We start from the raw sequence: 19,898 nt of genomic DNA, 5'->3' as shown, positions 1-19,898 counted from the left end.
GTGTTGATCAAGGAATAACTACGGGTCACAAGTGGGGCCGCACACTTGTGTGCACCCAGGGGCGCGGTGAGACTTCCGGTCATGACCATGGTGGGGAGCGGCAAGGGGAGCGCGCTGCGCGACCTGGGCCTGGGGGAGTCGGACGAGCGGGTGTACGGGGCGCTGCTGCGGCGCCGGGCCGCGGCGGCCCTGGACGCGGAGCAGCTGCGGCGGGAACTGGGGATCACTCGCGGCGAGTTGGAGCGTTCGCTCGCGCGGCTGCGGGAGCACGGCTTCACCCTGCCGGAGCCGGAGCCGGAGGCCGCGCCCGGCGCGGGCCGCCCGGCGGCGGCGCTGCCGCGCCCGGTGCCGCCCGCGCCCGCCGTGCGCGCCCTGATCCGCCGAAGACAGGCGGAACTGCACTACCGGGCGGCGGAGTTGGAACGCCTCCGCCGGGAGGCCGACGAGATCGCCGAACGTCTGGAGCCGGACCCGGCGGGCGTGCCCGGCGCCGTCGCGGCGGTCGAGACGGTCAGGGGAGCGGCGGCGGTCCGGCGCCGCCTCGACCATCTGCTGGCCCGCGCCGAGCGGCAGGTGCTGATCCTGGACCGGCCGCCGGGCCTGGACGCCTGGACGGCGGACTCCTCGACGGCCGGTGGTGCGCCTCCCGGCGCGGGCATCGCGGCCCTCCTGGAGCGCGGCGTCGCCGTGCGGGCGGTGCTGGCCCGCGCGGGCGCCGCGCCGCCCGCGCTGCTCAGCCCGCTCGCCCCGCTCCTGGAGCGGGGACTTGAGGTGCGGACGGCCGCGCACCTGCCCACCGGGCTCGTCGCCGTGGACGGCCGCGCCGCGCTGCTCCTGCCCGCCGGGGACGCCGAGGAGGACGGCACGGCCGTGGTGGTGCGCGGCACCCTTCCGCGCCAGGTCTTCGGCCCGCTCTTCGAGGCGCACTGGGAGCGGGCCCTGCCGCTCGGCGGTGCCGCCCGGCGCCCGCCCGAGGAGCACCGCGACCTGCTCCGGCTGCTCGCCGGGGGGCTCAAGGACGAGGCGATCGCCCGTCGCCTCGGGGTCCATGTGCACACCGCGCGCCGCCGGATCAGCCGCCTCCTCGACGACCTGGACGCCGACACCCGGTTCCAGGCGGGCGCCCAGGCGGCGCTGCGCGGCTGGCTCGCGGGCCCGTGACCGCATGAGCCCCGCCGCGCGGGGAACTCGTCCCGGCGTGACGGGGCTTCGGAAGGCACGAAGGCCGTGGGGGGCCGCCGCGAGCGGCGTGGCCTCAGAAGGCGAAGACCTTCCCCTCGCCGATCTTCAGCGCGCAGGGGTTGGCGAAGGTGTGCTCGTACGAGACCCGGCGGCCCTCCCACACGCCCTGGGCGGTGACGACGATCGGGTTCCACTCCTTGGTGCAGGGGCGCGACGACGGCTTCTTGGTCACGGCGTCGAACTTGCCGCCCACCGAGCGCAGCTGGTCGCACGCGGCGGCCGCGTCGGGGTGGCTGCCGACGCCGCCGGAGGAGCAGCCGAGCGTCACGGCGCGCTGGATGCTCGCGGTCTCGGCCTTGTCGCCGTAGCCGATGGTGAGCACCAGCTCGGAGGGCGCGTACATCCGGGCCGTGGTGGGCTCGGGTGCGGGACCGGCCATGGCCGCTGTGGTCAGGCCGCCGAGCGCGAGGGCGGCGCCCAGGGCGATCCCTCCAGTGATGTACCGCATTTCGAACACTCCCTTGCTTGATTTCCCGGATAACGAACGGAACCGGAAGCGAGTCTTGCTCAGGGCGCCACTGAAAGCACATCGAACACTTACTTTCAGTCGTTGGTTGAGGACTGAGGGTAGTGGCGTGAAGTGGTGTGCCTCGACGGACGCGCCGGGGCGCCCGGCGCCCCGTGTGACCGGCGGGGAGTGGGCATTGGGGTGGAATCTCCCGATCGCCGGAAAGCGGGGCGCCTGGCTGCGAATGGGTGGTCTGCGTCGCGCCGCGCGCCCCGCCGAGGGGTCGGGATTGGCCGGAGGGTGCTCCTCGAACAGGTCTCCTGTCAGCGCTTGGGCCAGTACCAGAGGGGCTCGTCGAGGAGGCTGTCGCGGCCCGCCACCTGGGTCTGGCCCAACTCCTTGAGCAGCTCTATGGAGTTGACGTCCGTCCGGTGGCGGCGCGCCCCCTCGGCGATCGCGTCCGCGAGGTCCTGCGCATGGGTGACCAGGACGACCTGGGTGTCCTTGGCGGCCGTCAGGATCAGATCCGCGAGGGGGCGCAGGAGGTCGGGGTGGAGGCTGGTCTCCGGCTCGTTCAGAACGAGCAGCGCGGGCGGCCGGGGGGTGAGGAGCGCGGCCGTCCACAGCAGATAGCGCAGCGTGCCGTCGGACAGCTCGGCCGGGCCGAGCGGGCGCCGCAGTCCGCGCTGGTGCAACTGGATCTCGAACCGCCCGCCGTTGTCGGCGATCCGCACCCGGCTGCCCGGGAACGCGGCGTCCACGGCGGCGTCCAGGGCCTCGTCGTCACCGGTCTCGCGGATGGTCTGGAGGGCGGCCGCGAGGTCGGCGCCGTCGTGGGCGAGCACCGGGGTGCGGGTGCCGACGCGGGCCGCGCGGGCGGGCGCTTCGGCGTCCGTGCGGACGTGGTCGTAGAACCGCCAGGAGCGGATCAGCTCGCGCAGCCTGAGCAGGTCGGGCGCGAGCTGGGGGTCCGCGAACTCGCTCAGCATGCTGTCGTACGGGCGGATGCCCTGGGAGCGGTGCCAGCCGCCGTCGGCCGTGCGGGTGCGCACGGCGGGGCCCGCGCGGTCGCAGAGCAGCGCGGCGGTGCGCAGCACCGGCCCCGCCCAGGTGCACTCCCGCTTGATCTCCGGGTCGAGGGCGAACATGGACGGGCCGCCGCCCGGCTGCGCTCCGCTCGACTGGGGGACGCCGAAGTCCACCGCGTAACCGAACTCGTCCCCGGCGAAGCCGAGCCTCAGCCCCGCGGGCTCCTGCTTCTTGTCGCCCGCCCAGACGGCGGAGGGGAGGCCGCCCTCCCTGGCGAGCGCCGTGACGGCACCGCCCTGGCCGGCGTCGGCCAGCAGGCGAAGGGCGCGGTACAGACTGGACTTGCCGCTGCCGTTCGCCCCTGTGACCACGTTCAGCCTGTCCAGGGGGACGATCAGTTTGCGGAGCGAGCGGTAGTTCTCGACGGCGAGTGTGCGGATCATGCTCTTCAGAGTCGCAGGAGGGTCTGACACCCGGCGGTTCCGCCTTCAGACGCCGGGCAGGCTCTTCCCGCGCAGCCGCGCCACCACGAGGGTGACCACCGTCCCCGCCACCGCCCACGCCGAGAGGACGAGCAGCGGGCCCGTGGTCGCGTTGCCCTTGAAGTACGCGATGGAGCGCGCCACCCACGTACCGGCGCCGGGCGGCAGCGCGGGGCCGATCGCCTCCCAGAACGGGGGCAGCATCGGCAGCGGGAAAGCGCCGCCCGCGCTCGGGTTGCCCGCGACCACGATGAGCAGGACCGCCAGGCCGATGCCGACGATGCCGGTGAGCCCCTCCAGGGCGAGGGTGATCGCGCCGACCGCGAAGGTGAGCAGCGCCCCGAGGCCCCACAGGGCCAGGACCGAGCCGGGCAGGGCGCCCAGGATCGGGCCGACGATGACCGCGCCGCCGATGCCGCCCGCGATCGAGAGCAGGGCCATGGCGCCGAGCCTGATCGCCGCGCGCTGCGGGGTCGGGGGCCGGGAGCCCGCGCTGATCGACATGATCGAGGCGCACAGATAGCCGCCGACGCACCAGCCGACGACCAGGTAGAAGGACGACAGGCCGTTGAAGTCCTGGGCCGATGCCGGGGCCACGTCGACCGTCTTCACCGTGCGTTTCTGGGAGCCCTCGACGTTCGTGGCGATCGTCTCCAGGGCGTTGGCGAGCGCCTTGCCGCCGCCGGAGGCGACCAGGAGGGTGTCGTTCGTGCCCTGGGGGTCGACGACCAGGGCCCCGTCGATCTTCCGGTCCATGATCTGCTTCCGGGCCGCGGCCTCGTCCTTGAGTACGCGCGGGTCCAGCGGATCCCCGGGGAGCCGGGCCAGCTGGTCCTTGGTCTGCTCGGCCGCGGGGCCCGGCGCGACGACTCCGAAGGGCACGTCCGTCGGCTTCGGGTGGTGCAGTGCCCCCACGTAGGAGGTGATGAACAGCAGCTGCAGGGCCAGGACGCCGATGACGAGCAGGGCTGCTCGCGGGGTGACGGCGCTCTTCAACTCGTCGGCGAAGGTCATGCCCCCACGCTCCGAGGCGCCCGCCGGGCACGCAGGTGGGGCGGGGCCGAATGGATGACGGAAGCGTTCCCCGGGGTCCGCGAAGGCGCTCCGCCCGCGCGCCCGCCCGCGTGGTCGAACTAATATTCGAACGTGGTCTATGGTGGAGGCGGGGGATGAGAAACGGAAGGTTCAGGAGGTGCGTGTGCCCGGCTTCACGCATCTGCACACCGCTTCCGGGTTCTCCCTGCGGTACGGGGCCTCGCACCCGGAGCGGCTCGCCGAGCGCGCCGCCGAGCGGGGCATGGACGCGCTCGCGCTCACCGACCGGGACACCCTCGCGGGCGCGATCCGCTTCGCCAAGGCGTGCGAGAAGGCGGGCGTGCGGCCGCTGTTCGGTACGGAGCTCGCGGTGGACCCGCCCGCGCCCGGCGAGGGCGACGAGCGCGGCGCCCGCCGCCGCGCCCCGGTGCGCGGCGGCGCCTTCATCGACGAGTCGACCCCGAGGGTGACCTTCCTCGCCCGGGACGGGGCCACGGGCTGGGCCGCGCTGTGCGGCCTGGTCGGCGCGGCCCACCGCGACGGCGGCCCGCCCGTCCTGCCCTGGGACGACAACCACGGCGACGGTCTGACCGTGCTGCTCGGCCCCGCGTCCGACGTCGGCCGCGCGCTCGCCGCCGGGCGCCCCGACCGCGCGGCCCGCCTCCTCGTCCCCTGGCGCGAGCGGTACGGCGACGCGCTGCGCCTCGAAGCGGTGTGGCACGGCCGCTCGGGCACCGGGCCCGGTTCGCTGCGCCTCGCCGCCCGCACCGTGGGCTTCGCCGCCGAGCAGCGCCTGCGCCCCGTCCTGACCAACGCCGTCCGCTACGCCGACCCGGGCCAGGGGCCCGTCGCCGACGTCCTGGACGCCGCGCGCCGCCTGGTGCCCATCGACCCGCGCGGGGAGCACGACGGCGGCGAGCGCTGGCTGAAGGGCGAGGCCGCCATGCTGGGCGTCGCCGAACGGATCGTGGAGGCCGCCGGGTTCCGCCGCGACGCCGCGTACCGCCTGCTCGAACGGACGCGGGCGGCCGCCGCCGCGTGCCTGGTCGACCCCCAGGACGACCTCGGCATCGGCTCCGTGCGCTTCCCCGAGCCCGCCCTCGTCGGCGCCGGGCGCCGCACCGCGCAGCGCGTCCTCGCCTCCCGGGCGGCGGCGGGCATGGTGCTGCGCGGCTACGACAGGCGCGCCGACCGGCGGGCGTACTGGGAGCGGACGCACCACGAGCTGGACATCATCGCCCACCACGGCTACGCCTCGTACTTCCTGACCGTCGCCCAAGTCGTCGACGACGTACGGGCCATGGGCATCCGCGTGGCCGCGCGCGGCTCCGGCGCCGGGTCCCTGGTCAACCACCTCCTCGGCATCGCGCACGCCGACCCCCTCGCGCACGGGCTGCTCATGGAGCGCTTCCTGTCCACGCGGCGGCGGGTGCTTCCGGACATCGACATCGACGTGGAGTCCGCGCGCCGCCTGGAGGTCTACCGCGCGATCCTCGGCCGGTTCGGCCAGGAGCGGGTGGCGACGGTCGCGATGCCGGAGACGTACCGGGTCCGGCACGCGATCCGCGACGTGGGCGCCGCCCTGTCCATGGACCCCGCCGAGACCGACCGGATCGCCAAGGCCTTCCCGCACATCCGCGCCCGCGACGCCCGCGCGGCGATGGCGGAGCTGCCCGAGCTGAAGGCCGTCGCGGCCGAAGCGGACCGGCACGGCCGCCTGTGGGACCTGGTCGAGGGCCTCGACGCGCTGCCGCGCGGCGTCGCCATGCACCCGTGCGGCGTGCTGCTCTCCGACGCCTCCCTCCTGAAGCGCACCCCCGTCGTGCCCACCAGCGGCGAGGGCTTCCCCATGTCCCAGTTCGACAAGGAGGACGTGGAGGACCTCGGCCTGCTCAAGCTCGACGTGCTCGGGGTGCGGATGCAGTCGGCGATGGCGCACGCGGTCGCCGAGGTCGAGCGGGCCACGGGGGAGCGGGTCGACCTGGACGACCCGCGCCGGGTGCCGGAGGGCGACGCGGCGACGTACCGGCTCATCCGCTCCGCCGAGACGCTCGGCTGCTTCCAGATCGAGTCCCCGGGCCAGCGCGACCTGGTGGGACGCCTCCAGCCCGCGACCTTCCACGACCTGGTGGTGGACATCTCGCTGTTCCGGCCGGGCCCGGTCGCCGCCGACATGGTGCGCCCCTTCATCGAGTCCAGGCACGGCCGCGCGCCGATCCGCTATCCGCACCCCGACCTGGAGGGACCGCTCAGGGAGACGTACGGGGTGGTCGTCTTCCACGAGCAGATCATCCACATCGTCGACATCATGACCGGCTGCGGGCGCGACGAGGCGGACCGGGTGCGGCGCGGTCTGTCCGACCCCGAGTCGCAGGGCCGCATCCGCCTCTGGTTCGCGCAGACGGCGGCCGCCAAGGGCTACGACGCCGAGACCGTCCGGCGGACCTGGGAGATTGTCGAGGCCTTCGGCTCCTACGGCTTCTGCAAGGCGCACGCCGTGGCCTTCGCCGTGCCGACGTACCAGTCGGCGTGGCTGAAGGCCCACCACCCGGCGGCCTTCTACGCGGGCCTGCTCACGCACGACCCGGGGATGTACCCCAAGCGGCTGCTGCTCGCGGACGCGCGGCGGCGCGGGGTGCCGATCCTGCCCCTCGACGTGAACCGGTCCGCGGCCGCCCATCGCATCGAACTGGAGTCCGAATCGGGAGCCTGGGGCGTGCGGCTCGCGCTCTGCGACGTGCACGGCATCAGCGAGGCCGAGGCGGCCCGGATCACGGCCGGACAGCCGTACTCCTCCCTGCTCGACTTCTGGGAGCGGGCCCGGCCGAGCCGCCCGCTCGCCGGCCGGCTCGCCCAGGTCGGCGCCCTCGACGCCTTCGGCGCCAACCGCCGTGACCTGCAACTGCACCTGACGGAGCTGGGGCGCGGCGCCCGGGGCGCGCGCGGTCCCCAACTGCCCCTCGCCGGCGGCCGGGACACCGCGCCCGCGGGCCTGCCCGACCTCGACGACGCGGAGCGGCTGAGCGCCGAGCTCGGCGTGCTCTCCATGGACGCCTCGCGGAACCTCATGGACGACCACCGCGCCTTCCTCGACGAGCTGGGCGTCACCTCCGCACGCCGGCTCCGCACCGCGCGGCACGGCGAGACCGTCCTGGTCGCGGGCGCCAAGGCCGCCACCCAGACCCCGCCGATCCGCTCCGGCAAGCGCGTCGTCTTCACCACCCTCGACGACGGCACGGGCCTGGTCGACCTGGCCTTCTTCGACGACGCCCACGCCGCCTGCGCGCACACCGTCTTCCACTCCTGGCTGCTCCTCGTCCGCGGCGTGGTGCAGCGCCGCGGCCCGCGCAGCCTCAGCGTCGTCGGCTCGGCCGCGTGGAACCTCGCGGACCTGGTGGAGCTGCGCCGCGACGGCGGCCTGGACGCGGTGGCCCCGCGCCTCGCCGAAGGCGGCGCGGCGGCCGGGGCGCCCGGGCAGGACGGCGACCCCGGACGCGGCCGCCGCATCCGGATGGAGACCGGATACGAGATGCACCCGTGGGCCGACCTCCAGCCGCCCGGCGAACGGGCGCCCACGGGACGGAAGTTGTGGCACCAGAGCCCGGGGAGTGCGGGATGACCATCCTCTGTGTACGTTTCCAGCTGCCGCCGATGTACGAGGCGGCCCTGCCGGGTCTCCTCGGGCTCCTGGAGGAGTTCACCCCGGTCGTCGAGGCGCTGCCCCCGGACGGGGCCCTCGCCGATCTGCGCGGTGCCGAGCGGTACTTCGGGCGCGACGCCGTCGGCCTCGCGTCGGTGATCCGCGTACGCGCCCTCGCGCTGCACGGCGTCGACTGCGCGATCGGCGCGGGGCCTGGGCCGCTGCTCGCCCGGGTCGCGCTGCGCGACGCCCGGCCCGGCGTGCCGTGCGCGGTGCCCGCGGGCGCCGCCGCGGAGTTCCTCGCCGACAAGCCCGTCGCCGCGCTGCCCGGCGTCGGCGCCGCGACCGCCCGCACCCTGTGCGAGTACGGCCTCGACACCCTCGGCCGGGTCGCCGCCGCGCCCCTGTCCACGCTCCAGCGCCTGATCGGCGCGAAGGCGGGCCGCGAGCTGCGCGACAAGGCGGGCGGCGTCGACCGCGGCCGGGTGGTGCCGAACGCGGTCTCGCGCTCCCTGGCCACCGAACGCGCCTTCTCCCACGACGAGATCGACCCCGGCCGGCACCGCCGCGCCCTGCTCTCGGCCGCCGAGGAGCTGGGCACCCGGCTGCGCGCCCTCGACAAGGTCTGCCGCACCCTGACCCTCACCGTCCGCTACGCCGACCGCTCCGCGACCACCCGCAGCCGCACCCTGAAGGAGCCGACCGCGCACTCGGCGGAGCTGACGCGGGCGGCGTACGGCCTGTACGAGGCGCTCGGCCTGCAGCGGGCCCGGGTCCGCGCGATCGCCCTGCGCGCCGAGGGCCTCGGCCCCGCAGAGCAGGCCGCCCACCAGCTCACCTTCGACCCGGCGGACGAGAAGGCCCGCCGCATCGAGGCGGTGGCCGACCGGGCCCGGCGGAAGTTCGGGGCGAGCGTGATCGTGCCGGGGACGCTCGCGGCGTAGGGCGTGTCGAGCGCAGGATCCGTCTGAGCGAACCGGCACGGAGACGGCGGCAGGAGTCTCCTCCAGCCTCAACTCGCCGTACTGAAAGGGAAGTTGAGGACTCTCGGGCCCTGAGTGGCGCTCATGGTGCAGTGATGCACGTCACATCATGTGTGGGTGTTTGATGGCGCTTTCAGGCGATTCTCCGCCCGCGCTTCGCGGTGACGGCTGGTGCGTCGCAGGCGGACGTTCGCCGTCGCTCGATTGGGCCGCGTCCGTCCGTACGCGGTACAACGACGGCACCCCACCCCCCTTTCGAGAGGACCGTCATGGCCGCGACCCCGCACCGCGCCGCCCCCGCCCCCCGCGACCTCGCGGACCTGCCGTACGCGCATCGGCTCGACGTGTTCGCGGAGGAGTTGGAGCGTGACGGCGACCACGAGTCCGTGCACTTCGACGGCGGCGGCTTCGTCGGCCTGGACGGGGGCGGCACCGTCTTCCTGGAGTGCGCCTTCTCCGCGGTCGCCTTCGAGGGCGGGCGCTACCGCCGGGCCCGCTTCAACGACGTCTGGGCGCATCAGACGCGCTGGGTGGGGGTCGACCTGGCCGAGACCCAGTGGACGGACTGCGAGGCGGGCGCGGGGCTGCTCGCCGGGGTGGAGCTGCACGGCTCGCGGCTGCGCCGGGTGGTGTTCCACCAGTGCAAGTTCGACTCCGTGAACCTGCGCGGGGCCGAGCTGCGCGACGTCACCTTCGCGGACTGCCTGCTGCGGGACGTCGACTTCAGCGGGGCGCGGCTGGCCGGGGTCGCTTTCCCCGGCACCACGCTGGAGCGCGTGCGCTTCGACAACGTCACCGTGGACCGGGCCGACCTCAGCGGCGCCGCGGCCCTCGGCATCGCCTCCGGGCTCGACGCGCTGCGCGGGGCGACGATCAGCGGTCTGCAACTGGTGGAGCTGGCACCGGCCCTCGCGGTGACGCTCGGCCTCGAAGTGAAGGACTGAGCCCGTCCGCGCCGGGCCGTCCGGCGCGGACGACCGTGCCAGTGGCCGCTGGGAAGTTTTGCCCGCGCGCAACTTCACACTTCTACTACCGGCACGTAATTTAGCGTGAACGCGTCAATATCGTGATCCGGGTCACAGTCGATCGTTAGCCGGTCATCGCACCTGCCTTGAACCGCGAGGAGATCGCCTGATGCTGCCCTGGAGACGAGCGCTGCGCGCGTTCACCGCCGCCCTGCTGATCGCGGGCGCCGCCACACTCACCCCCACCGCCGCGGCCGCCGCATCCGCCTCCGCCGCGCCCTCCTCGGCGCGCGGCTGGAACGACTACGACTGCGAGCCGTCCGCCGCCCACCCCCGCCCGGTCGTCCTCGTCCACGGCACCTTCGCGAACTCCGTGGACAACTGGCTCGTCCTCGCGCCCTACCTGGTGGGCCGCGGCTACTGCGTCTTCTCGCTCGACTACGGCCAACTGCCGCACGTGCCCTTCTTCCACGGCCTCGGCCCCGTCGCGAAGTCCGCCGAACAGCTCGACACCTACGTCGACAAGGTCCTCGCGGCCACCGGGGCCGACGAGGTCGACCTCGTCGGGCACTCGCAGGGCGGCATGATGCCCCGCCACTACCTGAAGTTCCTCGGCGGCGCCCCGAAGGTCAACGCGCTGATCGGCCTCGCGCCCGACAACCACGGCACGACCCTGCTCGGCCTGACCAAGCTCCTGCCGTACTTCCCGGGCATCGAGGCCCTGCTCACCACGGCGACGCCGAGCCTGGCCGACCAGATCGCGGGGTCGCCGTTCCTGACCAGGCTGAACGCGGGCGGCGACACCGTGCCCGGAGTGCGCTACACCGTCATCGCCACCCGGTACGACGAGGTGGTCACCCCGTACCGCTCGCAGTTCCTCGACGGGCCGAACGTGCGCAACGTCCTGGTGCAGGACCTGTGCCCCGTGGACCTCTCCGAGCACGTGGCCGTCGGGGTCCTGGACCGGGTCGCCCACCACGAGGTGGCCAACGCGCTCGACCCGGCCCACGCGACCCCGACGACCTGTCTGTCCTAGGGCCTGTCCGGTGGGTCGGCGCGGCGTCGCGACGCCTGGCACGCACGCTCGCCGCGTTGCCGAAATGCCCTAGTAGCTCCGCTACGAGGACATCCCGGCGCCTTGCGATCGCACGCGCCCCCAAGTTCTCGGCTCCGCTCGAACAGGGGGGACCCCCTTGACGCCGCTCCTTGCCCCACGCCGACCCACCGGACAGGCCCTAGGCCCTAGCGGTTCGTGGCGGCGCGCCGCCGTGCCGCCACGAACAGCGTGCCCGAGCCGAGCGCGAGGGCCGCGGCCCCGCCGACGGCGTAGTACGCGGAGGAGCCGTCGCCACCGGTCTCGGCGAGGTTCTCGCTGGTGGCCGCCACCGGCTTCGCGGCGCCGCCCTTGGCCTCGGGGGCGTTGCCCTCGCCGCCGCCGAGGTCGCCGTGGCCGTGGTGTTCCACGGTGGACTTCTCCGCGCCGTCGCGGATGTCCTTCTCCGACGGCGCGGCGGCGCCCTTGGCCTTGCCCCGGCCGAACACCACGTCCGAGCAGGTGTAGAACGCCTCGGGGGAATCGGACCGCTGCCAGATCGAGTAGACGAGGTGCCGCCCCGACCTGGCCGGGACGGTGCCGCTGAACTCGTAGGAGCCGTTCACCAGCTTGGGGTCCGTGACCTTCGCGAAGGGCCGGGCCTGGAGGTCCGACCACTTCAGGGGCTTGGCCGGGTCGTACGACGCCTTGGTGAGGTACAGCTCGAAGGAGCCCCGGTGCGGAGCGGTGGCCCGGTAGCGGAAGGTGTGCTTCCCGGCGCTGAGCTTCGAGGCGGGCCAGTCGCTCCTCGGCAGGTCGAGCCCCTTGTACTTGGCGTTCCCCGCGCTGCACAGCTTGCCGTCCGGGATGATCTCCTTCGACCTGCCCGCGGCGTTGGCGATGTTGACCTCGTTCCAGTCGTACAGCGGCTGGGTGCCGCCCGCCCGGACCAGCGCCTTGCAGGCCGCCGACTTCGGCGCCTCGGGGCCCTCCTGGAAACACGCGGCCACCCGGCTCACCGGATCCGTCATCGACCCGTGCGCGGCGGCGGGCTGCGCCTGCGCCAGGGACAGCACGAGCGGTGCGGCGCCCGCGGCGGCGAGAGCGGCGACCTTACGGCGAGCATGCATGGGGGAACTCTCCTCAGGGGTGGGGGCACGGGGCCTGCGGCATCCCGCGACGCTGAGCAAGCTAGCCCGCCAGAACCCCCAAAACCCCTGCTGGGAGCGGTCGATGGCGATCCTTATGGCCCCGTTAAGGACCCACTAATGAAGGGCTCAGACTGGCGGTCCCGCGGGCCCGCCGTCACCCCACCCACCGGTAGCGCCGCTCCGGGCGCCCCGCGCCGCCGTACTTCAAGGTCACCTCCGCGCGGCCGGTGACCGCGAAGAACTCCAGGTAGCGGCGGGCGCTGACGCGGGAGAGGCGGCCCGCCTCGGCGCACTCGGAGGCGGACAGGCCCCGCGGATGGGCGCGCAGGGTGTGGGCCACCAGGTCCGCGGTGTGCGGGGCCAGGCCCTTGGGGAGTTCGCGGGAGCCGGGCGGACGGCTGCCGAAGAGCCGGTCGACGTCCTCCTGGCGGGCCTCGGCGAGGCCGTCGAGACGGGCGCGCAGGGCCGCCGCGTGCCGCAACTGCTCCCGCAGCGCCGCCTGGTTGAAGGGCTTGATCAGATAGTGCAGGGCCCCGGCGCGCAGGGCCGCGCGGATCACCCCGGCCTCGCGGGCCGCGGTGATGAAGAGGACGTCCACCGGCACCCGGCCGGGGTCGAGCCCCTCGGCCGCCCGCAGCTCCCGCAGCACCGCGAGCCCGTCCATGTCGGGCAGGTACACGTCCAGGAGAAGTAGATCGGGACGGAGCCGCTCTGCCGCGGCCAGCGCGTCGGCGCCGCTGTGCGCCACACCCGCCACCGCGAATCCGTCCACCGCGGCGACGTACCGGCTGTGCAGCTTGGCGACCATGAAGTCGTCGTCGACGACCAGCACCCTCGTCATCGCCCGGCCCCCCTCGGCCCCTTGTTGTCGCCGCAGGTTACGAGCGCGACCACAACGACCACAACGTCCGTTGATTCCGGAAGGGAGACAGGTTCCCCACGCGTGGGCAACATGTGGGCCACCTCACACACGTACCCCGGTCAGACAGGCGGTGGCACCCGTGCGACTACGCACCCCCCGGCGGCTGCGCGTCCCCCTCGCCCTGTGCGGGGCCGCACTCCTCGTGCTCGTGGGCCCCCCGCTGCTCACCACGGGAGACGGCGACGACACCGGCACCCGGATCCCCGGTCTGCGCTTCATGGTCCCCAACACCCCGGGCGGCGGCTACGACATCACCGCCCGCACCGCGGCGAAGAACGCCGAGGACGCCGGACTCAGCCACACCATCGAGGTGTTCAACCTGCCCGGCGCCGGCGGCACCGTGGGCCTGAGCCGCCTCGTCGGCGAGCACGGCAACGGCAGGCTCGCCATGTCCATGGGCCTGGGCGTCGTCGGCGCCGTCCGCTCCAACGACGCGCCCAAGTCCCTCGCCGACACCACCCCCGTCGCCCGGCTCACCGAGGAGCAGGACGTCGTCGTGGTGTCGAAGGACTCGCCGTACGAGACCATCGACGACCTCGTCGAGGCGTGGCGGGAACGGCCGGGGAAGATGCCCGTCGGCGGCGGCTCGGCCCCCGGCGGACCCGACCACATCGCGCCCATGCTGATGGCCCGCGCCGCCGGGATCGCGCCGAAGGACGTCAACTACGTGCCCTTCGACGGCGGCGGCGAACTGCTCGCGTCGATCCTCGGCAACAAGGTCGCCTTCGGCGTCTCCGGCGTCGGCGAGTACCTGGACCAGATCAAGTCCGGCGAGCTGCGCCTGCTCGCCGTCACCGGGCCGAAGCGGGTCAAGGGACTCGACGGGCCCACGCTCAAGGAGTCCGGCTACGACGTGGACTTCACCAACTGGCGCGGCATCGTGGCGCCCCCCGGCCTCTCCGACACCGAGCGCGACAAGCTCATCGGGCTCGTCCGCGAACTCCACGGCTCGAAGGAGTGGCGCGCCTCCCTCAAGAAGAACGGCTGGGACGACGCCTTCCTCGCCGGTGACGGGTTCGGCGACTTCCTCGACGCCCAGGACCGGCGCGTCGCCTCCGTCCTGAAGGAGCTCGGCCTGTGACCGCCACCGAACCCGCGCCCGCGGCCCGCGGCCGCCGCGCCTGGCTGCGCGCCCACTCCGAACTCGGCGTCTGCGTCATGCTGCTCGCCCTCGGCGCCGTCGTCCTCACCGACGCGCTCACCATGGACGTCGCCATCGCCCAGCGCGGCCCCATCGGCCCGCGCACCGTCCCCATCGCCGTCGGCTCCGGCCTGCTCCTCATCTCCGTACTCCTCGCGGTCGACGTCCTGCGCGGCGGCCGCGGCGAGGCCGAGGGCGGCGAGGACGTCGATCTGTCCGAACCCGCCGACTGGCGCACCGTGCTGCTGCTCGCCGGGGTCTTCCTCGCCACCGCCGTCCTCATCGAGCCGGTGGGCTTCCCCGTCGCCGGGGCCCTGCTCTTCTGGGGCGCCGCCCACGCCCTCGGCAGCCGCGCGGTCCACCGCGACCCGCTCATAGCGGCCGGGCTCTCCCTGGTCACCTACGCCCTCTTCAACAACCTGCTCGGCGTGCCGCTGCCCGGCGGCCCCCTGATGGGAGTGCTGTGACATGAACTCCTTCAGCTCCCTCATGGATGGCTTCGGCACCGCGCTCACACCGGTCAACCTGCTCTGGGCCGCGATCGGCGTCCTCCTCGGCACCGCCATCGGCGTGCTTCCCGGCATCGGCCCCGCGATGGCCGTGGCGCTGCTGCTTCCGGTGACGTACGGGCTCGAACCCACCGGCGCGTTCATCATGTTCGCGGGCATCTACTACGGCGCGATGTTCGGCGGCTCCACCACGTCGATCCTCCTCAACACGCCGGGGGAGAGCGCCGCCGTCGTCGCGGCCATGGAGGGCAATCCGATGGCCAAGGCCGGCCGGGGCGCGCAGGCGCTCGCGGCCGCCGCCATCGGGCACTTCGCGGGCGGCATGATCGGCACGGTCCTGCTCGTCGCGCTCGCGCCGAAGGTCGCGGACCTCGCCGTCGACATCGGCGCGCCCGACTACTTCGCCCTCATGGTCCTCGCGTTCATCGCCGTGACCTCGGTCCTCGGCTCCTCCCGCATCCGCGGCCTGGCGTCCCTCCTGATCGGCCTGACCCTCGGCCTGGTCGGCCTCGACCAGATGACCGGACAGCAGCGCCTGACCTTCGGCTCGCTCCAACTCGCCGACGGCATCGACGTGGTGATCGTCGCCGTGGGCCTCTTCGCGATCGGCGAGGCGCTGTGGGTGGCCGCGCATCTGCGCCGCACCTCCGGGCAGGCGATCCCCGTCGGCCGCCCCTGGCTGGGGAAGCAGGACGTCAGACGCACTTGGAAGTCCTGGCTGCGCGGCCCCCTCATCGGCTTCCCGTTCGGCGCGATCCCCGCGGGCGGCGCCGAGATCCCCACCTTCCTGTCGTACGTCACCGAGAAGCGCCTGTCGAAGCACAAGGACGAGTGGGGCAAGGGCGCCATCGAGGGAGTGGCGGGCCCGGAGTCGGCCGCGTCGGCGTCGGCCGCGGGCACCCTCGTGTCCATGCTGACCCTCGGCCTGCCCACGACCGCCGTCGCCGCCGTGATGCTGGCCGCCTTCCAGCAGTACGGCATCCAGCCCGGACCGCTGCTCTTCGAACGCGAGTCGGAGCTGGTGTGGGGCCTGATCGCGTCCCTGTTCGTCGGCATGGTGCTGCTCCTCGCCCTGAACCTGCCGCTGGCCCCCGTGTGGGCGAAGCTGCTGCGCATCCCGCGCCCGTATCTGTACGCCGGGATCCTGTTCTTCGCCGCGGTCGGCGCGTACGCCGTCGGCGGTGAGGCGTTCGACCTGGTCATCCTGCTCGTCATCGGCCTGATCGGCTTCGGCATGCGCCGCTACGGCCTGCCGGTCCTGCCGGCCGTCATCGGCGTCATCCTCGGCCCGAACGCCGAGCTACAGCTGCGCCGCGCCCTGCAGATCAGCGACGGCAGCGCCCGGGGCCTGGTCGACACGCCCTTCTCGGTCACCGTCTACGCGCTGATCGCGCTGATCCTGTTCTGGCCCCTGCTGCGGAAACTGGCGCGCGGCCCCCTGAACGCCCGCCGTACGGTGAGGGAATGACCGACAAGATCACCCCGAGCGGCGCGCAGGCCGCGATCCGCTCCGCCACCGCCGCCGACGTGTCCGCCGTCCGGGAGATCACCCACGCGGCGTACCACTACTACATCGAGCGCATCGGCCGCGTGCCCGCGCCCATGGAGTCGGACCACGCCCAGAACGTGGCGGCGGGGCGGGTGCACGTCGCCGAGGCCGACGGCACCGTCGTGGGGTTGGTGGTCGTCTACGCCTACGACGACCACCTGTACCTGGACAACATCGCCGTCCACCCCGACGCCAAGGGCACGGGCCTCGGCCGCCGCCTGCTGGAGTTCGTCGACCAGCACGCGCGCGGCCTCGGCCTGCCCGAGATACGGCTCTACACCAACGCGCTGATGTGGGAGAACCAGAAGCTCTACCCACGCTTCGGCTACGAGTTCGTGGAACGGCGCGTCGAGGGAGTCTACGACCGTGTCCATTACCGCAAGGCCCTCGCTCCCCGCGCCCCTTAGGGGGCGAAGGCGGCCTCGGGGGCGAAGGCAAGGGCGGCGAAGCGTTCGCCGATGTGGCGGTGGGTGGCGGCGTCCGGGTGGAGGTTGTCCGGGAGGGGGAGGGCGGCGGCGTCGGACTCGCCGTACAGGGAGAGGCCGTCGAGGTAGTGCAGGTTCGGGTCCTCTGCGGAGCGCTCGCGTACGATCCGGGACAGCTCGTCGCGGATGACGGTGAGCGTCAGCTTTCCGGCGGCGCGCTCCGCGGGGTCGCCCGCGGCCAGGAACCGGAGCTTCCCCTCGCCGAGGGAGCCGAAGTCCGGCGCGCTGGGTCCCGGCGTGTCCTCGTGGACGGGGCACAGGAGGGGCGAGACGACCAGGAGCGGCGCGTCGGGGTGCCCCTCGCGGATGGTGTCGAGGAAGCCGTGGACGGCCGGTCCGAAGGCGCGCAGGCGCATCAGGTCGGTGTTGACCACGTTGATGCCCAGCTTCACGCTGATCAGGTCGGCGGGCGTGTCCCGCAGGGCGCGCGCGGTGAACGGGTCGAGCAGCGCGCTGCCGCTCAGGCCCAGGTTGATCAGCTCCACGCCGCCGAGCGACGCGGCGAGCGCGGGCCAGGTGGTGCTCGGGCTCGCCGCGTCGGAGCCGTGGCTGATCGAACTGCCGTGGTGCAGCCACACCTTGCGGCCCCGGTCGGGCGACGGCGCGACCGGGGCGTCGGTGCGCAGGGCGACCAGCTCGGTGGTCTCGTTGTGCGGCAGCCAGATCTCGATGTCCTTGGGGCGGTCCGGCAGGCCGGTGAAGCGCAGGGTCCCGGCGGGCCCCGGCCGCGTCTCGGCGGACCCGGTGGCCATGTCGATGGTCAGGGTGTTGCCGCCGGTCAGGCTCCCCTGGCCGACCAGGTCGCCGTCGACGAGCAGGTCGTACAGGCCGTCGGGCCGGGGCGGCGCGCCCACGTAGACCCGCTTGGTGGGCAGCGCGTCCAGCTCCACGGCCGTGGCCCGGCTGCGGAAGGCGATGCGGACGCCGGAGGGCTGGGACTCCGCCATGGCCAGCTGGCCGTCGGCGCACTGGGCGCGGGCCCGTGCGGGCAGCCGGTGCGGCAGCAGGCCGGACGCGGTGCGCTCCAGGTCGAGGGCGCCGCGCAGCAGGTCCGCGGTGAGGGGAGTGGTGATCAAGGGGTGCTCGGTGCGCATGTCTCAGCCTGTAGGGGTGGGGTGGGGACGTGGCCGCGGTGGTTCCGGGCACGGCGGGGCCGCGGGGCCGGGCGGCTGCCTCAGGGAGCGGGCCAGTTCCGCAGCAGGGCGTCGAGGGAGTCCAGGATCCGGACCCAGCTCTCCCGCGGGTCCGGCGCGCTGTGGTCGAATCCGCCCGCCGTCTCCAGGCTGACGTAGCCGTGGAAGACGCTGCCGAGCAGCCGGACCGCGTGCGTCCGGTCCGGCTCGGCCAGGTCGTAGCCGCGCAGGATCGCCCGCATCATCGCCGCGTGCCGGACGCCCGCGCTCGCGGCCGCCGTCTCGGGGTCGAGCCGCAGCCGGGCGGCGGCGTAGCGGCCGGGGTGCTCCTTGGCGTAGTCGCGGTAGACGTGTGCGAAGGCGGTCAGCGCGTCCTTGCCGGAGCGCCCGGCCAGGGCGTCGGCGGCGCGGTCGGCGAGCTCTTCCAGGGCCAGCAGGGCGATCCTCGTCCTGAGGTCCTGGGAGTTCTTCACGTGCGAGTACAGGCTCGCGACCTTGACGTCGAACCGCCGGGCGAGCGCCGAGACGGTCACCTGGTCGAAGCCGACCTCGTCGGCCAGCTCCGCGCCCGCCCGGGTCAGCCGCTCCGGGGTCAGTCCCACGCGTGCCATATCGGTCCTCTCCTTCGACAGAACCGATTATGCAGTTACCTAAAGGCTTTAGGCAAATGCGATTGGTGCTTAGGCTAGGCCGAGGGGGCCGCGGACGACCGCGGGAGGAGCCCCTGCTCGGCGAGCCGCTCCAGGTCGGACAGGGCCCGCACGGCCGCGGCGGCCGCGGCCGGATCGGCCTCGGTGATGCCGCTCGCCGCGAACTCGTCCTCGTCCAGGCGCAGTACGGCGCTGCCGTCCGCCGCGCACCACAGGTCGAGGTCCAGGTCCTCGACGGTGAGGACGCCGCCGCCGCGTACGGCGGGCCGGGTCACGTCGCAGTACCAGCCCTTGAGCGTGCCGTCCGCGGCGTACACCTCCTTGACGGCGTACCAGCGGTCGCGCCAGTAGTGCTCCACGAAGGTGTCGCCCGGCTCGAAGCGGACGAAGCCGAAGTCCCGTACGCCCGCGCCCGCCCAGGGCGCGCGGACCGTGACGCGGGTGCCGTCGTCCGAGAGCAGCCGGGCCGGGTAGCGGATCTTCGTGCGCCCCGCCTTGCGCAGCTCGACCTCGACGCCGACGCCGACCTCGGCGTCGGTCGAGGGCGTGGCCTCAGGCGATCGTGCGGACATGACGGACCTCCGTGTCGTACGTTTCGTAACCGAACCACTGGTTGATCGCGACCATCGGGCCGTTCTCGCTGTCGTTGCCCGTGAACGCCTCCGCGAAGCCCGCGGCCCTGGCCCGGTGCAGCGAGGCGTTCTTCGCGAGCTTGGCCAGGCCCCGGCCCCGGTGGGCGCGGGCCGTGCCGGTCATCCCCGACGCGTACCGGGACGCGCCGTCGGTGTGCGCCAGGGTGAACGCGGCGGGCTCCCCGTCCACCACGGCCACCGTGGTCAGCTCGTGGTCCAGGAGCGGATGGCGCCAGGTCTCCGTGAGCCAGTGCGCGTAGTCCGTGAACTCCGCGGTCACGTCGCCCGGTTCGTCCGCCGCGGTCTCGGCGTCCAGGGCGAACAGGGGGCGCGGGTCGTCCCGGAAGTCGGCCGCCGAGCGCAGTTCGACGCCCGGGGGCGGGTCGGCGAGCGGCGGCAGCCCGCCCCGCGCCAGGTCCAGGCGCAGGAAGTGCGCGGTGCGGCTCGCGCGATAGCCGCGCCGCGCCGCGAACGCGCGGTTGCGCGGGGTGTCGAGGACCCACGAGTACAGCGCCGTCGCGCCCTCGTGCGCGAGGTACTCCTCCGCCGTGCGCGCCAGGAGCGAGCCCGCCCCCAGGCCGCACCGCCGCGGATGCACGTAGATGTTCAAGAAGCCCTGGCCCGGCTCCGGGCTGTCCTGGGCGATCCCCACCTGGGCCGTGCCGACCACCTCGCCGTCCGCCTCCGCGACGAGGGCGCGGTAGCGGGCGTCGGGATGGGCGTGCTCACAGCTGTACGCCACCGACGCGGCGGTGGCGAGCAGCGCGGGCACCGCCGCGCGCCGCACCGCCGCGTAGGCGGCGGTGTCCTCCGGGTCTGCGGTGCGCAGGTCACGCACCCGGATCTCAGTCATGGCCCGGACGGTACGC

The 19,898-nt window shown here is 73.9% G+C and carries 18 protein-coding genes; 9 read left to right on the top strand and 9 right to left on the bottom strand.

Features of this window, described 5'->3' with window-relative positions:
- The first annotated feature begins 81 nt into the window (after positions 1–81).
- A complete protein-coding gene (locus CP982_RS10180) occupies positions 82–1,161 on the top strand; it encodes a helix-turn-helix domain-containing protein (RefSeq protein WP_184925438.1) in 1,080 nt (359 codons plus the stop codon).
- A 94-nt stretch (positions 1,162–1,255) separates the two neighbouring features.
- On the opposite strand, the gene CP982_RS10175 is transcribed toward CP982_RS10180, so the two are convergent.
- The 3 genes from CP982_RS10175 to CP982_RS10165 form a co-directional block, all read right to left on the bottom strand.
- On the bottom strand, positions 1,256–1,690 hold the full coding sequence (locus CP982_RS10175; RefSeq protein WP_150510218.1) for a subtilase-type protease inhibitor: 435 nt from the start codon (positions 1,688–1,690) through the stop codon (positions 1,256–1,258).
- A 323-nt stretch (positions 1,691–2,013) separates the two neighbouring features.
- Positions 2,014–3,162 (bottom strand): AAA family ATPase, encoded by a 1,149-nt coding sequence (locus CP982_RS10170; RefSeq protein WP_150510217.1) that lies wholly within the window; start codon positions 3,160–3,162, stop codon positions 2,014–2,016.
- Positions 3,163–3,207: 45 nt separating this feature from the next.
- Positions 3,208–4,215 (bottom strand): DUF3533 domain-containing protein, encoded by a 1,008-nt coding sequence (locus tag CP982_RS10165; RefSeq protein ID WP_150510216.1) that lies wholly within the window; start codon positions 4,213–4,215, stop codon positions 3,208–3,210.
- 184 nt (positions 4,216–4,399) lie between these two features.
- On the opposite strand from CP982_RS10165, the gene CP982_RS10160 reads away from it, so the two are divergent.
- The 4 genes from CP982_RS10160 to CP982_RS10145 all read left to right on the top strand — a co-directional run bounded on the left by CP982_RS10160 (position 4,400) and on the right by CP982_RS10145 (position 10,860).
- A complete protein-coding gene (locus CP982_RS10160) occupies positions 4,400–7,855 on the top strand; it encodes a DNA polymerase III subunit alpha (protein ID WP_150510215.1) in 3,456 nt (1,151 codons plus the stop codon).
- A complete protein-coding gene (locus CP982_RS10155; protein WP_150510214.1) occupies positions 7,852–8,820 on the top strand; it encodes a DNA polymerase Y family protein in 969 nt (322 codons plus the stop codon). Before CP982_RS10160 ends, CP982_RS10155 begins: the two co-directional genes overlap by 4 nt.
- Before the next feature lie 308 nt (positions 8,821–9,128).
- A complete protein-coding gene (locus CP982_RS10150) occupies positions 9,129–9,803 on the top strand; it encodes a pentapeptide repeat-containing protein (RefSeq protein ID WP_150510213.1) in 675 nt (224 codons plus the stop codon).
- A 190-nt stretch (positions 9,804–9,993) separates the two neighbouring features.
- The gene (locus CP982_RS10145) at positions 9,994–10,860 is read left to right on the top strand and encodes an esterase/lipase family protein (protein WP_150510212.1); all 867 of its coding nucleotides are present in this window, start codon (positions 9,994–9,996) and stop codon (positions 10,858–10,860) included.
- 206 nt (positions 10,861–11,066) lie between these two features.
- Here CP982_RS10145 and CP982_RS10140 read toward each other — a convergent pair whose 3' ends face one another.
- Together CP982_RS10140 and CP982_RS10135 are read right to left on the bottom strand one after the other, a co-directional pair.
- Positions 11,067–11,987, bottom strand: a complete 921-nt coding sequence (locus CP982_RS10140; RefSeq protein ID WP_150510211.1) for a lytic polysaccharide monooxygenase auxiliary activity family 9 protein — start codon at positions 11,985–11,987, stop codon at positions 11,067–11,069.
- 175 nt (positions 11,988–12,162) lie between these two features.
- Positions 12,163–12,849: a response regulator gene (locus CP982_RS10135; protein ID WP_150510210.1), complete on the bottom strand. Its 687-nt coding sequence runs from the start codon at positions 12,847–12,849 to the stop codon at positions 12,163–12,165.
- A gap of 160 nt (positions 12,850–13,009) precedes the next feature.
- On the opposite strand from CP982_RS10135, the gene CP982_RS10130 reads away from it, so the two are divergent.
- The 4 genes from CP982_RS10130 to CP982_RS10115 are packed head-to-tail and all read left to right on the top strand — an operon-like array spanning position 13,010 to position 16,536.
- A complete protein-coding gene (locus CP982_RS10130; RefSeq protein WP_372503349.1) occupies positions 13,010–14,011 on the top strand; it encodes a Bug family tripartite tricarboxylate transporter substrate binding protein in 1,002 nt (333 codons plus the stop codon).
- Entirely contained in the window at positions 14,008–14,538 is a 531-nt protein-coding gene (locus tag CP982_RS10125; RefSeq protein ID WP_144002608.1) for a tripartite tricarboxylate transporter TctB family protein, read from the top strand. The genes CP982_RS10130 and CP982_RS10125 overlap by 4 nt, the downstream gene beginning before the upstream one ends.
- A 1-nt stretch (position 14,539) precedes the next feature.
- Entirely contained in the window at positions 14,540–16,048 is a 1,509-nt protein-coding gene (locus tag CP982_RS10120) for a tripartite tricarboxylate transporter permease (protein WP_150510208.1), read from the top strand.
- The gene (locus tag CP982_RS10115; RefSeq protein WP_150510207.1) at positions 16,045–16,536 is read left to right on the top strand and encodes a GNAT family N-acetyltransferase; all 492 of its coding nucleotides are present in this window, start codon (positions 16,045–16,047) and stop codon (positions 16,534–16,536) included. The genes CP982_RS10120 and CP982_RS10115 overlap by 4 nt, the downstream gene beginning before the upstream one ends.
- On the opposite strand, the gene CP982_RS10110 is transcribed toward CP982_RS10115, so the two are convergent.
- From CP982_RS10110 to CP982_RS10095, 4 genes are all read right to left on the bottom strand, one after another.
- Positions 16,533–17,708: a GDSL-type esterase/lipase family protein gene (locus CP982_RS10110; protein WP_150510206.1), complete on the bottom strand. Its 1,176-nt coding sequence runs from the start codon at positions 17,706–17,708 to the stop codon at positions 16,533–16,535. The two genes, CP982_RS10115 and CP982_RS10110, sit on opposite strands and share 4 nt — an antisense overlap.
- A gap of 80 nt (positions 17,709–17,788) precedes the next feature.
- On the bottom strand, positions 17,789–18,358 hold the full coding sequence (locus CP982_RS10105; RefSeq protein ID WP_150510205.1) for a TetR/AcrR family transcriptional regulator: 570 nt from the start codon (positions 18,356–18,358) through the stop codon (positions 17,789–17,791).
- A 74-nt stretch (positions 18,359–18,432) separates the two neighbouring features.
- Positions 18,433–18,969 carry a ribonuclease FAU-1 family protein gene (locus tag CP982_RS10100; protein WP_150510204.1) on the bottom strand — a complete coding sequence of 179 codons (537 nt, stop codon included), beginning with the start codon at positions 18,967–18,969 and terminating at the stop codon, positions 18,433–18,435.
- On the bottom strand, positions 18,950–19,882 hold the full coding sequence (locus tag CP982_RS10095; protein ID WP_150510203.1) for a GNAT family N-acetyltransferase: 933 nt from the start codon (positions 19,880–19,882) through the stop codon (positions 18,950–18,952). Before CP982_RS10095 ends, CP982_RS10100 begins: the two co-directional genes overlap by 20 nt.
- Positions 19,883–19,898 lie beyond the last annotated feature (16 nt).

It is taken from the genome of Streptomyces spectabilis (assembly GCF_008704795.1).
GTDB lineage: Bacteria > Actinomycetota > Actinomycetes > Streptomycetales > Streptomycetaceae > Streptomyces > Streptomyces spectabilis.
Note: the sequence above shows the minus strand (reverse complement) of the source record. Positions and strands in the feature narration are given on the sequence as shown.